The organism is Sorangium sp. So ce176, assembly GCF_051519835.1.
Classification (GTDB): Bacteria; Myxococcota_A; Polyangia; order Polyangiales; family Polyangiaceae; genus Sorangium; species Sorangium cellulosum_G.
In genome coordinates, this window is sequence record NZ_CP150371.1 from 11,094,576 (window position 1) to 11,113,141 (window position 18,566).

General features: G+C 70.4%; 16 protein-coding genes and 1 pseudogene. 8 read left to right on the plus strand and 9 right to left on the minus strand.

Annotation, left to right across the window (positions count from 1 at the left end):
- Positions 1 to 16: 16 nt before the first annotated feature.
- Positions 17 to 499, plus strand: a complete 483-nt coding sequence (locus tag WMF42_RS41875) for a PspA/IM30 family protein (RefSeq protein WP_061610736.1) — start codon at positions 17 to 19, stop codon at positions 497 to 499.
- Between the two features lie 92 nt (positions 500 to 591).
- On the opposite strand, the gene WMF42_RS41880 is transcribed toward WMF42_RS41875, so the two are convergent.
- Entirely contained in the window at positions 592 to 1,383 is a 792-nt protein-coding gene (locus tag WMF42_RS41880) for an AAC(3) family N-acetyltransferase (RefSeq protein ID WP_437688705.1), read from the minus strand.
- A gap of 273 nt (positions 1,384 to 1,656) precedes the next feature.
- Complete coding sequence (locus WMF42_RS41885; RefSeq protein WP_437688707.1) at positions 1,657 to 2,964, minus strand: sensor histidine kinase; 1,308 nt, start codon at positions 2,962 to 2,964, stop codon at positions 1,657 to 1,659.
- Between the two features lie 442 nt (positions 2,965 to 3,406).
- Between WMF42_RS41885 and WMF42_RS41890 the strand changes: the two genes are divergently transcribed.
- The gene (locus tag WMF42_RS41890; RefSeq protein ID WP_437688708.1) at positions 3,407 to 6,028 is read left to right on the plus strand and encodes a transglutaminase-like domain-containing protein; all 2,622 of its coding nucleotides are present in this window, start codon (positions 3,407 to 3,409) and stop codon (positions 6,026 to 6,028) included.
- 87 nt (positions 6,029 to 6,115) lie between these two features.
- On the opposite strand, the gene WMF42_RS41895 is transcribed toward WMF42_RS41890, so the two are convergent.
- Together WMF42_RS41895 and WMF42_RS41900 are read right to left on the minus strand one after the other, a co-directional pair.
- Positions 6,116 to 6,904, minus strand: coding sequence for a LytR/AlgR family response regulator transcription factor (locus WMF42_RS41895; protein WP_199693957.1), 789 nt, complete (start codon positions 6,902 to 6,904; stop codon positions 6,116 to 6,118).
- Between the two features lie 2 nt (positions 6,905 to 6,906).
- Positions 6,907 to 7,947 (minus strand): sensor histidine kinase, encoded by a 1,041-nt coding sequence (locus WMF42_RS41900; RefSeq protein ID WP_061610731.1) that lies wholly within the window; start codon positions 7,945 to 7,947, stop codon positions 6,907 to 6,909.
- A 370-nt stretch (positions 7,948 to 8,317) separates the two neighbouring features.
- On the opposite strand from WMF42_RS41900, the gene WMF42_RS41905 reads away from it, so the two are divergent.
- Positions 8,318 to 8,743, plus strand: coding sequence for a hypothetical protein (locus WMF42_RS41905; RefSeq protein WP_437688711.1), 426 nt, complete (start codon positions 8,318 to 8,320; stop codon positions 8,741 to 8,743).
- 35 nt (positions 8,744 to 8,778) lie between these two features.
- Positions 8,779 to 9,390: a hypothetical protein gene (locus WMF42_RS41910; RefSeq protein ID WP_437688713.1), complete on the plus strand. Its 612-nt coding sequence runs from the start codon at positions 8,779 to 8,781 to the stop codon at positions 9,388 to 9,390.
- Between the two features lie 48 nt (positions 9,391 to 9,438).
- On the opposite strand, the gene WMF42_RS41915 is transcribed toward WMF42_RS41910, so the two are convergent.
- Entirely contained in the window at positions 9,439 to 10,332 is an 894-nt protein-coding gene (locus WMF42_RS41915; RefSeq protein WP_061606626.1) for an AraC family transcriptional regulator, read from the minus strand.
- Positions 10,333 to 10,505: 173 nt separating this feature from the next.
- Here WMF42_RS41915 and WMF42_RS41920 point away from each other — a divergent pair, with 173 nt between their 5' ends.
- Both WMF42_RS41920 and WMF42_RS41925 read left to right on the plus strand, forming a co-directional pair.
- Complete coding sequence (locus WMF42_RS41920) at positions 10,506 to 11,279, plus strand: SDR family oxidoreductase (protein ID WP_437688715.1); 774 nt, start codon at positions 10,506 to 10,508, stop codon at positions 11,277 to 11,279.
- A 235-nt stretch (positions 11,280 to 11,514) separates the two neighbouring features.
- A complete protein-coding gene (locus WMF42_RS41925; protein WP_437688717.1) occupies positions 11,515 to 12,645 on the plus strand; it encodes a sugar ABC transporter substrate-binding protein in 1,131 nt (376 codons plus the stop codon).
- A 123-nt stretch (positions 12,646 to 12,768) separates the two neighbouring features.
- Here the strand turns inward: WMF42_RS41925 and WMF42_RS41930 are convergent, their stop codons facing one another.
- From WMF42_RS41930 to WMF42_RS41940, 3 genes and pseudogenes are all read right to left on the minus strand, one after another.
- On the minus strand, positions 12,769 to 13,605 hold the full coding sequence (locus WMF42_RS41930) for a metallophosphoesterase (RefSeq protein ID WP_061606649.1): 837 nt from the start codon (positions 13,603 to 13,605) through the stop codon (positions 12,769 to 12,771).
- Between the two features lie 155 nt (positions 13,606 to 13,760).
- Positions 13,761 to 14,009, minus strand: a pseudogene (locus WMF42_RS41935) (SDR family NAD(P)-dependent oxidoreductase); the annotation flags it as partial.
- Entirely contained in the window at positions 13,991 to 15,076 is a 1,086-nt protein-coding gene (locus tag WMF42_RS41940; protein ID WP_063815724.1) for a formylglycine-generating enzyme family protein, read from the minus strand. The pseudogene WMF42_RS41935 and the gene WMF42_RS41940, both read right to left, overlap by 19 nt.
- 259 nt (positions 15,077 to 15,335) lie before the next feature.
- On the opposite strand from WMF42_RS41940, the gene ilvA reads away from it, so the two are divergent.
- Positions 15,336 to 16,850, plus strand: a complete 1,515-nt coding sequence (gene ilvA / locus WMF42_RS41945) for a threonine ammonia-lyase, biosynthetic (protein WP_437694418.1) — start codon at positions 15,336 to 15,338, stop codon at positions 16,848 to 16,850.
- Positions 16,851 to 17,045: 195 nt separating this feature from the next.
- Here ilvA and WMF42_RS41950 read toward each other — a convergent pair whose 3' ends face one another.
- Positions 17,046 to 17,939 carry a sigma-70 family RNA polymerase sigma factor gene (locus WMF42_RS41950; RefSeq protein ID WP_437688720.1) on the minus strand — a complete coding sequence of 298 codons (894 nt, stop codon included), beginning with the start codon at positions 17,937 to 17,939 and terminating at the stop codon, positions 17,046 to 17,048.
- A 135-nt stretch (positions 17,940 to 18,074) separates the two neighbouring features.
- On the opposite strand from WMF42_RS41950, the gene WMF42_RS41955 reads away from it, so the two are divergent.
- On the plus strand, positions 18,075 to 18,554 hold the full coding sequence (locus WMF42_RS41955; protein WP_437694420.1) for a carboxymuconolactone decarboxylase family protein: 480 nt from the start codon (positions 18,075 to 18,077) through the stop codon (positions 18,552 to 18,554).
- The last annotated feature ends 12 nt before the right edge of the window (positions 18,555 to 18,566 follow it).

Below are 18,566 nucleotides of genomic sequence, written 5' to 3' on the forward strand. Positions count from 1 at the left end.
AGACGGGACAATCGAGATGGAATCCAAGGACGGGAAGCTCGCTGAGCTCGCCGGACGTATCGAGCGCGATCTGAAGCGCATCGATGACATCGCACCTGGCATTGCCAGGCTCGAGCCCGCGCGAGCCCGGGAGACCGTACCTCATCGGCTCGTTCGCGCCTTTGCGAGGCTGCGACGTCGCTTGTATTCCCAGCCGAGCGCCGGGGAAGAGAGAGCGCGTGGATTCGAGGAAGTCCAGCGCCGCCTGGAATCACTCGAGAGGTACGGCGCGGCGCTGGCGCGAGAGGCCGCGCTTCAGGCTGCGAACGCGGTGGAATGGGAGCGAAATGCGAAGCTCGCGGTCCGAGCGGGGGACGAAGTCCTCGCCCGCGAAGCGCTCTTCCGGAAGCGCGAGGCCCTCGCGCTTGCAGCGACACTCGAGCAGCAAGCCGCAATCATCGCCACGGCGATGGTTGAGTACACGTCTGCTCTCGCCGTCATCAAGGCATCATCGCGCTGACCGCCGGGCAACGCGGGCAGGCCGAGCAGAAGGACCTGGCCGCACGCGAGGCGTCGCGCACGTGGTCTACCGGGGTCTGGATCCATCATCTCCTAGGCCCCGGTCCGTCGGGGCGCTGGCGCGCTGGCGCGCGCCACGTCGCACTCCTCGCAGCCCTCGTCGGGCGGGCAGAGGAACGTGAGCGGGCTCCTCGCGAGGTGCTCGACCGCCACCGCGACGAGGTCGCGTGAAGCGCACAGGCGCGCGTGGGCGTTGCCCACCCTGCCTTCCCGCTGGAGCCCCCGCCCGCGCAGCCAGCCATCGGCGAGCCCGAAGCGACGGCAGCAGTGATCCGTCTCGTGGATCATCTCGGTCCGGGCCACGCCGTCGACCTCGACCACGCACGGGTGCGCGACCGCGTAGGGGACCCGCGCGATGGCCTCCGCGACGTGCAGCGTCGTGTTCTCGGCGTGCGTGACGCCGAGCAGCAGCACCTGGCCTCCGAGCGCGTGGACGCGGCCCGGGGGGCTGTCCGGCCCGTGCGGGGGTGACAGCGGCTGCGGCGCGCAGAGGCGCTCGGCGAGGGGCCCCGCGGCGGCGAACGAGCCGCCGGGATGGCCGCTGCGCAGCACGCCGGGCAGACGCCAGAACGTCTCGGCGGTGATCCCCATGCCAGCGGTCGGCGTGGACCGGGGATCGAACACGCTCTGTCCGTCGGTCATCGTCGGCATCACGAGCGTGCCATCGTCCCCGACCGCGGCGCGCAGGGCGCGGATCAGCCCGAGCGGCCCGCCCTCGATCGGCCGCACCGCCCTGAACGACGTGTGGACGAGGAGGACGCCGCCCGGCCTCACGCCGAGCGCGCGCAGCTCGGCGACCACCTGGCTCACGCTCGGCTCGTGCATCGTCCAGGCCTACCATCACCGGCCGCTCCGGAGCCAGGGACGCCCTCCCTGGGAGCCTGCGGCCTCTCCATGCTCCTCGGTCTCGCGCTGCCGGCGGCGCGCTACCTGCAGGACCTCGATGGAGCGCGGGCGCGCCGAGGTGTTCTGGATGCTGTTCGGGTCGGTCACCACGACTCGCGGCGCTCTTGGCCAGCAGGGCCTCGTGATCGAACGGATGCTTGCTGCGCTCGTACACGGCGTGGTGCGCGAGCTCGCGCGCGACTCTCGACGCCGTCACCCCGGGAGCAGCACGCAGAAGCAGCTCCCCCGGCCCTCGCCGTCCCTCACCTCGATCGTGCCGCCGTGCGCCTCGACGGCCAGCTTGCAGAACGTCAGCCCCAGGCCTCGGCCGGCCGAGAGGCCGGCGCCCTGCACGCCGAGACGGGCGTACCTGTCGAAGATGTGGTCGCGCAGATGGACAGGGACGCCGGGGCCCTCGTCGCGCACGACCACCTCCACCGAGCGCGCGTCGCGCCGCCGCGCCTCGACGTGCACGGCGCTGCGCGCCGGGCCGTGGCGGATCGCGTTGTCGACGAGGTTCTGCAGCACCCGGCGCAGGAGGTCGCCGTCGGCGCGGATGCGGCAGCCGCCGGGCGCGCCCGGGCGGAGCTCGATGCGCTGCCTGCGCGAGGCCGCGTGCGGCTCCAGGATCTCGGCCACCTCTTCGATCAACACAGCGAGATCGATCTCCTCGAGCCGGGGGACGAGCGCCCCCATCTCGCGGCTCGAGGTGTCGAGCAGGTTCATCGCCGTGCGCTGGATGAGCTCGGCCGAGCAGAGCACCTTGCTCCAGCGGTGCTGTTCCCGCTCCGGGATGTCCGGATCGCGCAGCCGGCTCCTGGCGACCAGCATGATGCCCGCGGCAGGGCTCCGCAGGTCGTGCGCGAGGAGCTCGTTCAGCGCGTCGCTCTGCCGCTGGCCGTCCGTGAGCGCCTGATACCGCTCCGCGAGCTCGCAGCTCGCCGCCTCGAGCTCGCTCATCCGCGCCTGGGCTCTCTCCGCATCGTCGCGGAGCACGAGGTTCTCCATCGCCAGCGCGGCGCCGTCGGCGAGCGCCTGCAGCAGCGCCAGCTCGCGCGCCGTGATCGCGCGCGAAGTGCCCCAGTAGCTCCCGAGCGCCCCGAGGGGAGCGCGGGCGTGGACTGGCACCATCGCCATGCTCCGCACGAACGTCGGCCTGTAGACGTCGATGGGGATCCGGGGATCGAGGGCGATGTCATCGACGACCGCCGGCGATCGATTCTCCATCACCCACCCGCTGACGCAGCTCGACATCGGGAACCGTCTGCCCTGCCAGAGCGAGGAGATCGCGTCTTCCTGGGCATAATGGCAGAGCTCGCCTTCGCGGAGGACGAACGACGCGCCATCGGCGCCTGTGAGCTCCCGGGCGGCTCGGGACGCGATTTGCAGGATGCTCTGGAGATCGCGCGCGCGCCATAGATCCTGCGCGGCGCAGAGGATGCGCTCCGCGTCGTGGTTCTCCCGGAGGCTCAGCTCCTGACTGCCCGAGCGGGCCGGATCATCAGGGCCGTTCGAGTTCATCCTCGATGGCTTTAATGCGCGGACCCGCCCCCGACAAGGCACCGTCCCCGCGAACGACACGCAGCGCCGCCCGGGAGCGCACAGCGCCTCGGCCGTGTCGTCGCGCCTGCCCGGCGCCACACGTCGGCCGCGCGGCGCGCCCGGAGCGCCCCGGCGGACGCCACGCTCTGGCTCGCGTCAGCGCGGCGGCCACCGGGTCGGACCAAACGCCGGCGCCGCCGCGCTCACGCCCGCGCGAGGCGACGGCGATGACATGCAGAGGATGCATGACAGACATGCAGATTCCGATTTTGAAAATGTATTTACAATGCTCCAGGTATCCGTCGGATCGAATCCATGCTGGGCACCGCGCGCCCGCGGGCGAGCCGGCTTACCGCGATGGGCATCTCACGCCGTACGCCCGCCCGAACGCGCGGGGCCCAGCGTCTCCGAGGAAGGCATCATGATCGACACCAGCATCTCGTCGACGCAGGTCACGTCTCGTCGCGCCCGGCGCGCCGCCCGTCACGGCGACGCTCTGGCCCTCCTGTTCCTCGGCGCCCTCGGCCCGATCGTCGGATGCGCCGACGACGAGCTCGCGCTCGAGGCCCCGATCGAGACCTCCGCCCAGGAGCTCGCGAGCATCCCCAACATCCCGGATGAGGCTCTCCAGAAGACCCTGGCGCCCCTCCGGGCCCTCGAGGTACCTGGCAGGGTCTACCTGAAGTCCGTCGAGCAGACGCTCTCCGGTTCGGGGACCTTCACGCAGATCGTCCACGTCTATCAACCCGACACGAACGGAGAGAGGATCCGGTTCGAGGTCGCCGCGAAGACGTCGACGGGGCAGGTGGACTGGAACCACAGGTTCGAGTCGGTCAAGGTCACCTCGCGCCCGGGGGAGCCGGACCAGACCGAGCAAACGCTGTGGAACTCGAGCGGCCAGCAGACGTACGAGCTCTCCAGCTCACGCCAGGGCTGGTACCGCGTCGAGCTCAGCTACGTCGCCCCGAACGCGGGCCGCACCCTGAGCTTCAAGGCGACCGACGTCTCGGGGAGCTCCCTGAAGATCGGCTGGGTCGACCCCCCGAGCGCCGCCGTGCAGGTCAAGGCCAAGGTCGCCGTGGATGGCTCGGCGTCCCCCGTGTTCCTCAAGGGAGGCGCCTACCGGAACACCGATCCCAGCCAGTTCGCCCATGCCGACAACGTGAAGCTGAACGGCAACCTGCTCTATCGCCGCGGGTTCGATCAGGGCCGTTACAACTTCCCGCTGGGGCAGCTCAACGCGGCGGAGCACACGCTCGAGTTCTCGCTCGGCGCCAGCAGCTACAATCCTGCCAAGTTCTGGTTCGGCGTCAGCGAGAAGAGCTTCGCGCCGGCGGGCGCCAAGACGAGCTGGGACCGGGTCCAGTTCCTCTACCAGGGCGCGATGCGCACGGGCGACTACGACGCCTGGAGCGAGGGCGTGGCCTTCGCGCAGGGCGCCACGGTCACGAACGGGGTCCGTCCTCCGCCCGTCCGCCGCGGCACGACGTTCTCGGTGGCCGTCGAGGACTCGAGCCTGAACGGGACCCAGAACGCCACGCTGCGGATCATCTCGGACGCCACGGGCGCGGAGGTCCCCTGGGCGAAGTCGCTGCCCGCCGAGGGCGACTACAGCGGCGGGATCTTCACGAGCGGCGCGTTCTCCAGCCGGAACCGCGAGCACTGGCGGATCACCGTGCCGGGCGACGCGCCCGTCGGGCGCTACTTCGTGCGCGCCTTCGCCCCTTCGGGCGCCCGGATCGGCCAGGACGTCGTGTTCTACGCGATCCACAACCCCTATCCGCTCGTCGCCAGCGGCGCCATCTCCAAGGCAGAGCTCGAGACGTACGGCTACGACGAGGACGAGGACGGCGTCAACGTGCACGGCGCGTACGGCAGCGATCAGGACAGCATCCGCGACCATTTCACGGTGCTCTACGAGTGGTCGCCGCCGTACGAGGTGCACACGAAGCTCACCGGGGCGTTCCGCCGGACCACGGACGAGTCGAAGTTCTCGTTCCTGGATCACGCGGTGGCGGCGGCGCAGGGGACGGCGAGCGAGCTCGAGACAATGCGCCGGCTGTACCGGCTCGTCACGCAGCGTTACCGGTACAGCCAGGCCACCAACCTGGGCGATGTGTCGTCCATCTTCCTGAGCGATGGGCTGGATCCCGCCGAGTCGCTCCAGTACGGAAAGCCCGGCTCGCAGCTCAGCTGGGAGGACGGCATCGGGGGCGTCCAGTGCTACGACTACGCTCCGGTCCTGGCGGCCATCGCCCGCAGCGCGGGTGTCCTCTCCCGGGTCGTGTCCAGCGACGGCAACCTTGGCGGCTGGGGGAACCATTTCTTCACGGAGGCGTACATCCCCACCGTTCCCCACCACGGCGGCAAGCAGTCGAACAGCAGCTCGGCCCCGAACAGCGACACCGGTCCCTGGTACGTCTTCGACGCCACCAACCCCGATGCCTCCGGCAGCACCCCGTATGAGTTCCTCTGGGAGCGCACCTCGGAGGCGATCGCGCCGCAGGCGCAGTACGGCAAGGCGACGTTCGTGCTCTCGGGGTACAAGCCGCGCGGCACGACGACGAACACCGTCACGTGGGATCCGCTGGGCCCCACGGACGACGTCGGCGCGGACGACGTCCTGTCCCTGCAGGCCGCGTACGAGTCCGGACCGGACTTCTGGCTGACGGAGAGCGGCGTGACAGGCTACCTCGGGCGCGGCGAGAAGGACGTCTATCGCATCAGCAAGGCGACCACCGGGGCAAGGGCGGTGTCCGTCAGGACGGTTGGCGGGAGCACCCTGCAGCCCGTGCTCTGCGTGGGACCCTATGTCGATCCCAACGGCCCCCCCGTCGTGAACGAGCCCGACATGGCGCCCAGGTGGACCGCCTCCGTGCCGGCGCGTTGCGCGGATCGGGCGACGACCTATCCCCTCCCCGAGGGGGAGTCGTACGTGGTCGTGTTCCACGACCATGGTCAGCCGGATGACGCCTACCCCGATCCGAACGACAGGCTCACGCTGGGCGACTCGGTCCAGTACGTCCTCGACCTCGAGTTCTGAACCTGCCGAGATCCCTCCCGCCATGGCGGAGAGCCGTGGCGGGAGGGGGCGCGGATCACCGGCCGCTGTTCGACATGAACCGTGGCGCTAGCGCAGCCCAAGGAGCTGCTTCAGCGCTGGCAACGAGCGACGGCTCACCGTCACGGTCTGACCGTCGGAGAGGTGGAGCAGCGCACCGCCGGCGTCCGGCGTCAGCGCCCGCACCGCGCTCGCCCGAACGAGCTCGGCCCGGTGCACACGGACGAAGCCGAAGGGCGCGAGGCGCTCCTCCAGCGTGCTCAGGCTCTCCCGCAACAGATGCTCCTCGCCGTCGAAGAGGAAAGCCGTGTACTTGTCCTCGGCGCGAAAGCGCGTGACGAGGAGCGGATCGAAGAAGCGGACCTTGCCCCCTTCGTGCACCGTCAGGAGCGCGGCCGCGCTCACCCCGGCGGCCGCCTCGGCGGCGCGCTCTCCAGGCGCCGGAGCCGCCGGCGCCGGCGTCGCGGGCGGCTCCGGTGGACGCGCCGAGGTGGCCATGACCGACCGCGCGAGCAGGCGCTGTCTGACCTTCTCCAGGGCCCGCTCGAGGCGCTCCTGCACCACGGGCTTGAGCAGGTAGTCCACCGCATCGGCCTCGAAGGCGAGCGCCGCGTACTGCGCGTGCGCCGTGGTGAAGACAACGAGCGGAATGCCGACCGCCTCCGCCACGCCGAACCCGTCCAGTCCCGGCATGTCCACGTCGAGCAAGAGCAGATCGGGCTGGAGCTCGCGCGTGCGCTCGAGCGCGTGCGCGCCCGTCGCCGCCTCTCCGACCACCTCGACGTCCTCGACGCGGGCGAGCATGCGCATGAGCCGCGCCCGCGCGAGCGCTTCGTCGTCGACAACGAGCACGCGCACGGTCACCGGCTCCACCGCGCCGGCAGGCGCAGCCGGGTCATGAACCCTCCGTGGGGACCGACCCCCGCGGACAGACGGCCTTCGTCTCCATAGAGGAGCCGCAGCCGTTCCCGGAGATCCAGCAGGCTGGTGCCGGTTCCACGGTGGCTCGAGCCGTCCGGGCCGGGGCCGTCGTCGAGCACGAACAGCAGCAGATCGTCGCCGGCGAGCTCGGCGCGGAGCGTCACCGTGCCACCCTCCACGCGGCGGCTGGCGCCGTGCTTGACGGCGTTCTCCACGAGCGGCTGGAGCAGCATCGGCGGCACCTTGATGGCGTGGAGCGCCGGGTCCACGAGGATCGCGACCCGGAGCCGCTCCCGGAAGCGGATCGTCTCGACCTCCAGGTAGTCGGTCACGTTGGCGATCTCTTCGCCGAGCGGGACGACGTGCTGCTCCGAGCCTTCGAGCGAGTAGCGAAAGAGCTTGGCGAGCCGCCCCAGGGTCTCCTCGGCGAGCTCGGGATCGGTGGCGATGAGGCTCATGACGCTGTTCAGGCTGTTGTACAGGAAGTGAGGGTTCGTTCGCACCTGGAGCAGCCGCACGCGGGCATCGAGCGCGGCGAGCTGCTCCCGGTGCGCCAGGAGCTTCTCCGTCCGGATGCGCGCCATGAACTGCGCGTACATGTAGATCGCGCCGAGCCACAGAATGCTGATGAGGATGCCCTTCACGACCAGGCCGAGCGGATCCTTCACCATGCCAGGTGACACCGCGCCCAACACCGGGATGGACAGCAGCGTGCCCGCGGTCACGACGACGGCAGTGGTCAGGCCGTAGACGGCGAACCGGACGGGGCGGGCGAGCCTCTGGAGAGGCAATCGCGCCAGACCGGCGTTGTAGGCAGCCGCATGCACGAGCACCATCACGTTGGTGTACAGCGTGATCGCGGCCAGACCGCGCAGCGCGGCCGCCCAGCACCGGCCGGGGTGATCCCATCGGAGCACGTCCATCGCGTCATCGTCGAGCAGCAGGGTGATGAAAGGCGGCGAGACCGCGCCGAACCACATCGCTGCGCGCGGGATGAGGACGGGTCGCGACGGCCTGGTCTCACTGCGGGCGGCGGCCACGATGTCGACAGGATAGCAGACGGCCGCCGCGCCGAGAGAGGAACGCGACGAACGGTCGTTGACGCGCGACGAGCGGCACCGCCTCGCGACGAGCGGCGGCGCCGCGCGACGAGCGGTGACAGGCGGCGCGCGGGCGGCGTGGGGGCGCGAGGCGCTGCGCGGCCGGCCGCAATCCGCGCCATCCGCGCGCGCGCTGATGCCGCCGGTCGCGCGCTGGCGTGCCCTCGTCCGCCGGCGCGAGCCGCGGCCGCTCGCGGGAGACAGGGTGCGATCGCGGCGTGCCGATGGCGCGCAAGCAAGGGAGAGAGCGATGATCGCGATGAGACAGGTCGGGCGCCGGCGGACGCGCCTCGCAGCGGTGACGGTGGTGTCCCTCGCGCTCCTCGGCGCCAGCGCGGTCGGGCTTTGCGCCAGCGCGGGCTGGCTCCCGGCTCCCGAGGGCGCCGGCGCGGGCCCGCTCGGGCCCCTGTCGGCCTTCGTGCTGCCGGCCGGAGAGGGAGCGCGCTTCGAGGGGCGCGTCGTGCAGCGGCTCGACGCCGGCTCGTACACGTACATGGAAGTCGAGAGGGCGGAAGGGGAGCGCCGCTGGGTCGTCACCCTGTCGTCGTCGCGAGCCGCGCGCTCCCGCGCCGACGAGGTGCGGGTCACCGCCATGGGCTTCGCCGAGCGCTTCGCCTCGAAGCGGCTCGGGCGCTCGTTCGACGGCCTGTACTTCGCTGTCGTACAGCCCTTGTGACGTCACGACGAGAGGATGAGGAGAGGAGAGCTCACATGATGAATGGACTGTTGCTGAAGCGCATTGCGGTCGGTCTGGGGATGCTCGCCGCCATGGCGGCCGGAGGCTGCGCTGACGACGGCGACGGCGCGTCCTCCGCGAACGGGGGGACCGCGGACGAGCCGAGCGGCGGTGGAGGCGCGCCGCCGAGCGCGCCGTTCGACGGGTGCTCCAAGGGGGAGCTCGAGCCGGACCGAGAGGGGAGGCTCGAGCTCGCGGGCCCCGGCGTCGACGCCGGCACCGGCGCGTTGAAGCCGGGGAGCTACCTCGTCTCGACGACCTACCTCGCCATGAAGCCCGAGATGGCGCCGACGATGACAGAGCTCTCCGGTCCTGTCATGGAAAGCCTGTTCACGATGAAGGGCCTCGTCGCGGTGGCGGCCACGAGCTCTTCCTCGTGCGCTGCGGTCCGTACGCTCACCGTCTGGGAGAGCGAGCTGGACATGTATGCGTTCGTCGGCAGCCCGGCGCACGTCAAGGCCATGGGCCAGGCCTCCTCCATCAGCCGCGGGACGAGCAACGTGATCTCGTGGGAGGGGAGCGAGCGGGAGGCCACCTGGGAGGAAGCGGCGAAGCGCCTCGGGAGCGAGGTCGGCGGCGACATCTGAGCGAAGCGCCGCGCCGCGGTGTCCGGCGTCGCTGGCAGGCGCGGCTCGTCACGGACGCGCGCGCGGCGCCGCGTGGGAGTCCGCCGACGGCGGCCAGCCGAAGAACCGGCGGTACTCCCGGCTGAACTGCGACTCGCTCTCGTAACCCACGTCGTGCGCGACGGCCTTCACCATGCCTCCCGCATGGAGCATCTGGCGTGCGCGCGTCAAGCGGAGCGCCTTCGTGTACTGAAGCGGCGAGGATCCGGTCATCGCCTTGAAGTGCTGGTGGAACGTCGGGACGCTCATGTGCGCCAGCTGCGCCAGGTCACCAACGCTCATTCGCTCGGCGAACCTCGTATTCATCTGGCGGAGGACGTGGGCGAGCTGGCTCACCGGCCCCTCCGCGAGCTCGCGGAGCGGATCGCCATAGGGGCCGTCGAGCACGAGAAAGAGCATCTCGCGAATGGTCTGCCGCGCGAGCGCCCTCGTGCGTCGTTCATCGGTCAGGCAAGCGAGCAAGCGGGACCCAGCGTCCTCGAGGTCGCGCGGGAGCGGCGCGCGAAACACGCTGCGCGTCGAGCGCGCCGACCGGGGCGCCGGCAGCACGCTCTCCTCCTCGAGGAGCAGCTCGCGCAGCATGGCGAGCTCGATCTCGACCACCAAGGCCAGCATGGGCTCATCGACCGACGCGATGATCCTGCAGAGCATCGGCAGCGGCGAGGTGACGACAAGGTAATAGCCGGCGTTGTAAGCGAACGTCTTGTCGCCCAGGATCGCCTGCTTCTCTCCAGCGCCGACGAGGATCAAGCTGGAAGGATAGAGGGTGGGCGTGGGCGGCTCCGCGACGGTCACGCGGTAGACGCCGACGCCCGGGTGACGCGTGCTGTTGAACCCCTCGTGGCGCGCCAGCGCGGCGATCCCGGCGGCCAGCGAGTTGCTCGATCGCGTCGCGCTCGACATACGCGTCATCCTACCCGCCCGGGTCGAGACGGCGCCAGGGGGATGTCGCCCCGCTCATAGGATCGAGCATGCCTTCGATAGTTCCGTGCCTTCCGTTTGCAGCCGTCGCGGCTATCTCTTGTCGCGTCAACTGGCCGCGCAGGCAGGCACGGCCCTATCGAGAGGAGTGAGACATGGCTCAGCAGACCCAGGGCGCGCTCGCGGGGCGCGTCGCCGTCATCACAGGAGCATCGAGCGGCATCGGTGAGGCGACGGCGAAGGCGCTCGCCGCCCGCGGCGCGCGCGTGGCGCTGCTCGCCCGCCGGAAGGACAGGCTCGATGCGCTCAGCGACGCCATCCGGGAGGCCGGCGGCCAAGCCGTCGCGTGGCAGGTCGACGTGACCGATCGAGGGGCCGTCGAGCGCGTCGCCTCCGAGGTCATCGAGAAGCTCGGGCGCGTGGACATCGTCGTGAACAACGCCGGCATCATGCTGCCGAACCCGATCGAGGCCAGGCGTGTCGAGCAGTGGCAGCAGCAGATCGATCTCAACATCACGGGCCTGATGAACGTCATCGGCGCGTTCACATCGGCGCTCGTGCAGGCGGGCTCCGGCCCGGGGCCGGCGGACCTCGTGAACATCTCGTCGATCGCCGGCAAGAACATCTTCCCGGCCTTCGCTGTATACAGCGGGACGAAGGCGTTCGTCACGCATCTGTCGGTCCACCTCCGCGCAGAGCTCGGTTCCAAGGGGGTGCGTGTGACGGCCATCGAGCCAGGCATCGTCGGCACGGAGCTGCAGAGCCACGTCGACTTCCCCGGCGCGCGCGACTGGCTCGAGGGGTCGAGGTCGCAGATGGAGTGGCTCACCTCCGAGGACGTGGCCGAGACCATCGCGTTCACCGTGAGCCTGCCGAAGCGCGTCAACCTCCAGCAGGTCACGATCATGCCGACCGGCCAGCCCTCGTAGGTCCGGTCCACGCCGTCTGTCGGTCCGCCCTGCCTCGGCGTGGGCCTCTCGCATACCCATCTCCATGCCGGTTGATCCCGGCGCACCCACGTTCACATCGTGAACGCCCGCCTGCCTTACAGATCCAGTGGATTATTCCGAGCTCTGTTGACAGCCCGATCCGCGGCGTCGTATCTCAAACGATCAGCCGTGGACCGCTGGACGCAACAAGCGAGCTGCGGGTGAGGAGGGCGTCATGAGGGTGATGGGGCGATGTCGGATGGCGGTCTTCGGGCTCACGCTGATGACAGCGGCGTGCGGGTCGAGCGAGAGCATCGGCGAAGGCGAGAAGGTCGCGCTCCTCACACGAGCGCCGACGCCGGCGAATGAGTTCACTCCGGTGGAGCTCGAGGCCACGATCGACAACCTCGTCGCCGAGATGAACGAGAACCCGATCCAGCCGATGCACATGGCGATCCTGCTGAAGACCATGACCGGCTTCTTTGCGCCGGTCGCCACGGGCGCCAATCGGGCCATGGGTGAGCTCGGGGTCACGGGGAACGTGTTCGCGCCCGCCGGGCAGTCGAACGATGGCGGTGAATCGCAGGATATCCAGACCGAGCAAATCAAGGAGATGGTGGCGAGCGGCGCCGAGGGGATCGGCGTCGCGCCCTTCGGCGATGGACAGAAAGAGGCCATCGAGGAGGCCGTCGCGAGCGGGGTCCACGTCGTGACGCTCGATACCGACGTGGCGGCCGACAAGCGCGCGCTCTACGTCGGGACCCTCAACGGGGCTGCCGGAGCCACGGCGGCGACGACCCTGCTCGAGGATCTGCCCCCGCCGCCGGGCACGGTGATGATCCACGGCCACACCGTCGAGGGGTGGGCCGACGGGATCGATCGGACGGTGGGTGCCCGACAGGTGCTCGAGAGCGCCGGTTACAAGGTCCTGGCGACTCAAGCCATCTTCGCCGGCGACGACCAGTTCGACCTCGACTGGATGAAGCCCCAGTTCGAGGCCGCGGATCCGCCCGTCGTGGGCATGGTCGGCCTGTTCAACATCTCCTACAGGTGCGCGATGCTCGCCGAGCTCGTGGGCAAGCCGGAGCTCCCCGTCGTCGCGTTCGACTTCGACCCGAAGACCGTCGAGTTCATGCGCAAGGGGCGCATCAAGGCCACCCACACCCAGCGGCAGTACTACGAGGGCTACATCGCTCCCTACATCATCTACGGCATCAAGATCATCGGCCTCGACGCGACAAAGCAGATCCTCTCTCCCCTGATGATGGGCGACGCGAGCCGGGTGAACATCGGCGTCGACGTGGTCCCGGGAGACAAGGTCGACGAATATTACGCGTTCCTCGACAAGATCGGCGCGAGCGAGTAGGGGCGGGGCCGTCCAGCGACGGCTCGCGCCGGTTCACCCCCTGCGGCTCGGCTCAGGTCGGCGCGGCGCCACGGGCTCTTGATCTTGCCGCGCCGCAGGAGCGGGAGGACACCCCGGCGCTCCTCAGCCCTGCACGAGTCGGAAGACCGGCAGCTCCGGCCGGCAAAGGAAGCGCGCCGGGACGACGCTGGTGCCGATGCCACGGCTCACGTAGGCGGGGCCCACGCGCGTCTCGTAAGGGCCGGCGACGAAGCGCCCCGAGCCGGGCGGCACCGCGAGCGAGAAGCCGAGCGGGCGCACCTGGCCGCCGTGGGTGTGGCCGCTGAGGGCGAGGTCAAAGCGGGGCGCGCCGGGGGGCACCTCGTCGAGGAGGCCGGGCGCGTGCGTCAGGAAGAGGCGCGCGGGGCCCTCGGGGAGGTGCCGGAGCGCCGGGACGACGTCGTGGTGGCCGCTGCAGAAATCGTCGGTCGCGGCCACGACGAGGCCCTCCGGCAGCCGGGTGTGCTCATTGCCGAGCAGCCTCGCGCCGCCGCGCGCATAGGCCTCGTCGAGCCTCTCGACAGGGACCTTGCCCCAGTGCTCCCAGTTGCCGAGCGTCGCGAGGACCTTCCGCCCGGAGCCCTCCAGGCCCTTGCAGAGGCCCGTGAGCGCGCCCAGCGAGGCCTCCGCGTCGATGACGTCGCCGGTCAGGACGACGAGCTGCGGAGCGACCTTCTGCACCGCGGCGAAGAGGGACTCGTGCAAACCGCCGATCGACGTGAGGTGAACGTCGGTGAGCTGAGCGATGGTGAAGCCATCGAGCGAGCGGGGGAGGCCGGCGACGTGGACGTCGTGGCGGGTGATCTCCAGCCAGCGGGGCTCGATGAGGAAGCCGTCGGCGGCCCCGAGCCCGACCGCGCCCGCGGCGGCGCTGCGCAGAAACGTTCGGCGCGTGATGGAGGGCGGGGCGGGCGGACGCATGGGGGCACCGTAGCACCGCCGACCTGCGATCCCCGCGAGCCAGAGCGCCTCCGTGAAGGAGAGCACGAATACCTTGGTCGCTCCGCAGGTCGCCGTGACGGCAAGGGCTGGTAAGCGGCGATCGAGGCCACGTCGATGAGCCGTCCCTCGCCGCGCTCGACCATGCCCGGAAGGAACAGGTGACTCAGGTCCACCACGGCGGTGACGTTGAGCGTCACCTGCTCGTGCTGCCTGGCGAAAGAGGCCTCGTGGAGCGGCCCGTGCGTGCCAAACGCGGCGTTGTGGACGAGCAGGTCCACCCGCAGGCCCTTCTCCTCGCACTGCGCGTGGAGCGCGCGCGCCGCCCCGTCCCGGCTCAGGTCCAGGCCCACCACCAAGACGTCGCTCACGGGTCCCGCGCGCACCGGAGCCCGATGCCGGCCGCGCGGTTCGTCGGGGTCCGATGGTCGCGGGTGGAGAGGAGCAGCGCCTCCGCGACGCTGCGCCAGCCGCCGCCGCGCATCACCCGATCCGTCCCGCCCGTCGTGACGGCGCAGTCCACGCAGTCGGGCGCATAGTCCGCGTGCCAGTCCAGCGCCCACTCCCACACGCCCCCCGCCAGATCCGCTTGCTTGAACAGCCCATCCCCTTGCGGTGACCTCGATCCGACCGGAAGGACGTCCTCGAGCACGCACCCCGCCACATCGCTGCCATTGCAGGCATACACGGCGTGGTCGGGATCGATGGCAACATCGTCCGGCGAGGCGGACCATGGATACGGGCGCTGCTCGGCGCCGCCGGCCGCCGCGTAACCCAGCTCCGCGTCTGTCGGCAGCCGGCCGCCGTCCCACGCGCAGAACGCAAACGCCAGGTGCCAGGTCACGCAGTTCATGGCCAGGTTCTCGTTGGCGCCGGGCTCATCCGTCCACACCCACGCCATGCCCTCCGAGTCGCACGACAGCCCTTCCAGGAGCTTCGCCCTGTCTGTCGGCAGCTGTTCGTCCCACGTCGCGTACCACCCGCTGCCGGCGATCCTCGGGTGAGCGCCCGCGTCCACCGCTGGCCGGCTCCCGGGATACGCGTCCACGAACGCGCGGAACCGCCCCAGCGTGACCTCGAACCGATCCAGCAGGAAGTCGCTCACCGTGGCCGGGAAAGCCGGATCGTTGCTCCGGTTGAACGTACCGCCGGTCACCCGCTCGCTCGCGCAGCAGCTCTCGTTTCCCGCCGGCCCGCACGTCTCAGGCAGCCCGGCGCAGCGACTGCCGGTTTCCACGCCGCCGCCGCCGCCACGGCCGCCGCCGCCGTCGGCCCCGCCGCCACCGTCGGCTCCGCCGACACCATCGGCTCCGCCGCCGCCGCTGCCGCCGCCACCGCTGCCGCCGTGCGCCTCTACCGGATGATAGGGCTTGTCCAGCCCGACGACCGTCGTGCACCCGACGCCCGTCAGGCACAGCGCCACCCAAGAATATCGCGCAGAACGCTTCCTCATGCTCCTACCTCTGTTATCGAGGCGAGAGCCAGGAATCAATAGAGCGCTGCTGGATGGTCGGAGGAGGTGGATCCTCGTGTGACACGCGGGCGCGGCTGAGCCGCAGGACGCGCGACGTGGATCGAGGGCCGGCGCGTCCAAGGCCTCGAGGCCGTGTCGCCCGAATGAGCAGAGCGCGCGGTCGCCGGAGAGATGCCCTGAGAGGTGTTCCACGAACGAGTTGACGACGCGCGCCGGGGACCGTAGCTTTCGCAGCCCAATGGCCCCAAGCGGTTATCTCGAGCGAATCCTGCGCGCCCGCGTCTACGACGTGGCCCAGGAAAGCCCCCTGGAGGATGCGCCGCGGCTCTCCGCGCGCCTGGGCAACCGCGTGCTGATCAAGCGCGAGGACCTGCAGCCCGTCTTCTCCTTCAAGCTGCGCGGCGCCTACAACAAGATCTCCTCGCTGAGCGCGGCCGAGAAGGCGCGCGGCGTGATCGCCGCCTCGGCGGGCAATCACGCGCAGGGAGTGGCCCTCGCCGCCCAGCGGCTCGGCATCCGCGCCTGCATCGTGATGCCGACAACGACTCCGCGGATCAAGGTCGACGCCGTGCGCGCGCTCGGCGCGGAGATCGAGCTGATCGGGGATTCCTACGACGAAGCCTACGCCCACGCCAAGACGCTCGAAGAGACCGAGGGGCTGACCTTCGTGCACCCGTACGACGACCCGGACGTGATCGCGGGTCAGGGCACCATCGCCATGGAGATCATGCGCCAGCATCGCGGGCCGCTGGACGCCATCTTCGTGCCCGTGGGCGGCGGCGGGCTGCTTGCCGGTATATGCGCGTATGTCAAGCATCTGTACCCCGAGATCAAGGTCATCGGCGTGGAGCCGGACGACGCCGCGTGTCTGCGCGCGGCGCTCGACGCGGGCGAGCGCGTACGGCTGAGTCAGGTCGGGCTGTTCGCCGACGGCGTGGCGGTCCGTCAGGTGGGCGAGGAGCCGTTTCGGATCGCCCGGCGGTGCGTGGATGACGTGATCGTGGTGGACACCGACGCCACCTGTGCCGCCATCAAGGACATCTTCGACGACACGCGCTCGATCGCCGAGCCGTCAGGCGCGCTGGCGGTCGCGGGCCTCAAAGCGTACGTCGAGCGCGAGGGCCTGAGCGGAAAGACGCTGGTGGCGATCCTCAGCGGCGCGAACATGAACTTCGACCGCCTGCGGCACGTTGTCGAGCGGGCAGAGCTCGGTGAGCAGCGCGAGGCGCTGTTCGCTGTCACCATTCCAGAGCGACCGGGCGCGTTCCGCGAGTTTTGCCAGCTTATCGGGCGCGTGAACATCACGGAGTTCAATTATCGTTTCGGGCGCGCGGACGAGGCGCAGATCTTCGTCGGCGTGGGCCTGTCCCACGGGCGCAAGCAGCGCGACGAAATTCTGGAGCGCCTCCACGACGCCAGGCTGCCGGTCATCGACCTCAGCATGGACGAGATGGCCAAGCTGCACGTGCGGTACATGGTCGGCGGGCGCGCCCCGACAGCGAACGAGCGGCTCCTGCGCTTCGAGTTCCCGGAGCGCCCCGGGGCGCTGATGCAGTTCCTCACGCACATCGGCGGGCGCTGGAACATCAGCCTGTTCCACTACCGCAACCACGGCGCCGCGTTCGGGCGAGTCCTCGCCGCCTTGCAGGTCCCTGAGCCCGAATACGACGAGTTCGACCGTTTCCTCACCGATCTCGGTTATCCATTCATCGAGGAGACCGAGAATGCGGCTTATCGTCTCTTCTTGAGATGATGAAGCACTGAAATCCCGACACCCCCCCCCTGGGTCGTCGGCTCTTCACACAGGCGCGATCAAGGTGAAGCTCGACCAGGCGCAGCCGCTGATGCCGGACGTCCTCGGCGATCCGTGCGGCGCCCAGGCGGGTCCTCGTACGTGTGCTCCACGGAGCCGCCCCAGCTGCCAGGCGAGCGCTTCACGCGGAGCTTGTCAGGTCTCCGGCTGCGGTCCGCCGTCGAGGACCGACAGGTCGAGATCGCGGAGCTGCTCGGGGTCGCCCATGACGTCGATCTGCGCGATTTTCCCCTGCGCGAGCGTGAAGCGGAGCACCCGGAAGAGCCGCCCGTTCGGGGCCACGACGACGCCCACCGCGCCGTCCACGAGGGCAGGGCGGGCGAACTTGGCGCCGCGCGCGCCGGAGATCGCCTGCTTGGCCCAGGCGCGCGCGCCGCGGACCTCGTTCCCGGCCGGGGGCGCGACCGTGGCGTCGGCGCGGATCACGACGTCCGGATCGAGGATCGCCACGAGCGCGTCCAGGTCGCCGCCGCGCATGGCCGCGAGGAAGGCGTCGACGACCTCGCGCTGGCGGCCGACGTCGGCGTCCGGCGACGGGGGCGCTCCCTGCACGCGGCGGCGGGCGCGGCTCGCGAGCTGCCTCGCCGCGGCCGGGGAGCGGCCCACGATGGAGGCGATCTCCTCGAAGGGCACCGCGAACAGGTCGTGCAGCACGAACGCGAGCCGCTCGGCGGGGGTCAGCGTGTCGAGCACCACGAGCAGCGCGACGCCGATGGAGTCGGCCAGCACCGCCTCGCGCTCGGGGTCGGTCCCGGCCTCGCGGTCCGCGGCGGCGTCGGGCGCGGCCATCGGCTCCTCGCGCCGCGCCTTGCGCGAGCGCAGCATGTCGAGGCACACCCGCGCCACGACCGTCGTCAGCCACCCGCCCAGGTTCTCGACGCCGCTCGTGTCGGCGCGGCTCAGGTGGAGCCAGGACTCCTGCACGGCGTCCTCCGCCTCGCCCACGGAGCCGAGCATCCTGTACGCCACCGCCCGCAGGTGGGCCCGGTGGGCCTCGAACCGCTCCGCCAGCCAACGATTTTCATCCATCGGTCACACTCCCTCGTCTCGCTTCGTCATGGCTGTGACGAACGAACCCTAGCCGATGTGACGACGCGAACGGGCGTTCAGCGCCCCGTCACGGTCGGCGAGCACACCCCTACCCTCGAGAGGATCACGACCATGCTGAAAGCACGGATGAAGAACCCCGCGATGCTCATCCCCGGCGTCATCCAGCCCATCCAAGCCCTGCTCGGCGCGGTGAAGAAGAGCGGCGTGCCGGCGCGGACGCTCGAGCTCGTCCACCTGCGGACGAGCCAGATCAACGGGTGCGGCTTCTGCGTCGACATCGGCGCGCGCGAGCTCAGGAAGGCGGGCGAGACCGACGACCGCCTGTTCGCCGTGGCGGCCTGGCGCGAGGCGCCCTATTTCACCGACGCGGAGCGCGCCGCGCTGGCGCTCGCCGAGGCCGCGACGAGGCTCAGCGATCGCGCGGATCCGGTGCCCGACGACGTCTGGGAGGAGGCCGCGAAGCATTACGACGAGCCGGCGCTCGCGGCGCTGATCCTGCACATCGCGCTGGTCAACTGCTTCAATCGCGTCAACGTCACCACGAGGCAGATCGCCGGCTCGATGAAGCTGGAGGCGACAGCGGACACCCGCTGAGGAGGCGTCGAT

Coding starts and splice junctions, on each gene's coding strand:
- WMF42_RS41875 (WP_061610736.1), top strand. CDS start 17: ATGGAATCCAAGGACGGGAAGCTCGCTGAGCTCGCCGGACGTATCGAG.
- WMF42_RS41880 (WP_437688705.1), bottom strand. CDS start 1,383: ATGCACGAGCCGAGCGTGAGCCAGGTGGTCGCCGAGCTGCGCGCGCTC.
- WMF42_RS41885 (WP_437688707.1), bottom strand. CDS start 2,964: ATGAACTCGAACGGCCCTGATGATCCGGCCCGCTCGGGCAGTCAGGAG.
- WMF42_RS41890 (WP_437688708.1), top strand. CDS start 3,407: ATGATCGACACCAGCATCTCGTCGACGCAGGTCACGTCTCGTCGCGCC.
- WMF42_RS41900 (WP_061610731.1), bottom strand. CDS start 7,947: ATGTGGTTCGGCGCGGTCTCGCCGCCTTTCATCACCCTGCTGCTCGAC.
- WMF42_RS41905 (WP_437688711.1), top strand. CDS start 8,318: ATGATCGCGATGAGACAGGTCGGGCGCCGGCGGACGCGCCTCGCAGCG.
- WMF42_RS41910 (WP_437688713.1), top strand. CDS start 8,779: ATGATGAATGGACTGTTGCTGAAGCGCATTGCGGTCGGTCTGGGGATG.
- WMF42_RS41915 (WP_061606626.1), bottom strand. CDS start 10,332: ATGTCGAGCGCGACGCGATCGAGCAACTCGCTGGCCGCCGGGATCGCC.
- WMF42_RS41920 (WP_437688715.1), top strand. CDS start 10,506: ATGGCTCAGCAGACCCAGGGCGCGCTCGCGGGGCGCGTCGCCGTCATC.
- WMF42_RS41925 (WP_437688717.1), top strand. CDS start 11,515: ATGAGGGTGATGGGGCGATGTCGGATGGCGGTCTTCGGGCTCACGCTG.
- WMF42_RS41930 (WP_061606649.1), bottom strand. CDS start 13,605: ATGCGTCCGCCCGCCCCGCCCTCCATCACGCGCCGAACGTTTCTGCGC.
- WMF42_RS41940 (WP_063815724.1), bottom strand. CDS start 15,076: ATGAGGAAGCGTTCTGCGCGATATTCTTGGGTGGCGCTGTGCCTGACG.
- ilvA (WP_437694418.1), top strand. CDS start 15,336: ATGGCCCCAAGCGGTTATCTCGAGCGAATCCTGCGCGCCCGCGTCTAC.
- WMF42_RS41950 (WP_437688720.1), bottom strand. CDS start 17,939: ATGGATGAAAATCGTTGGCTGGCGGAGCGGTTCGAGGCCCACCGGGCC.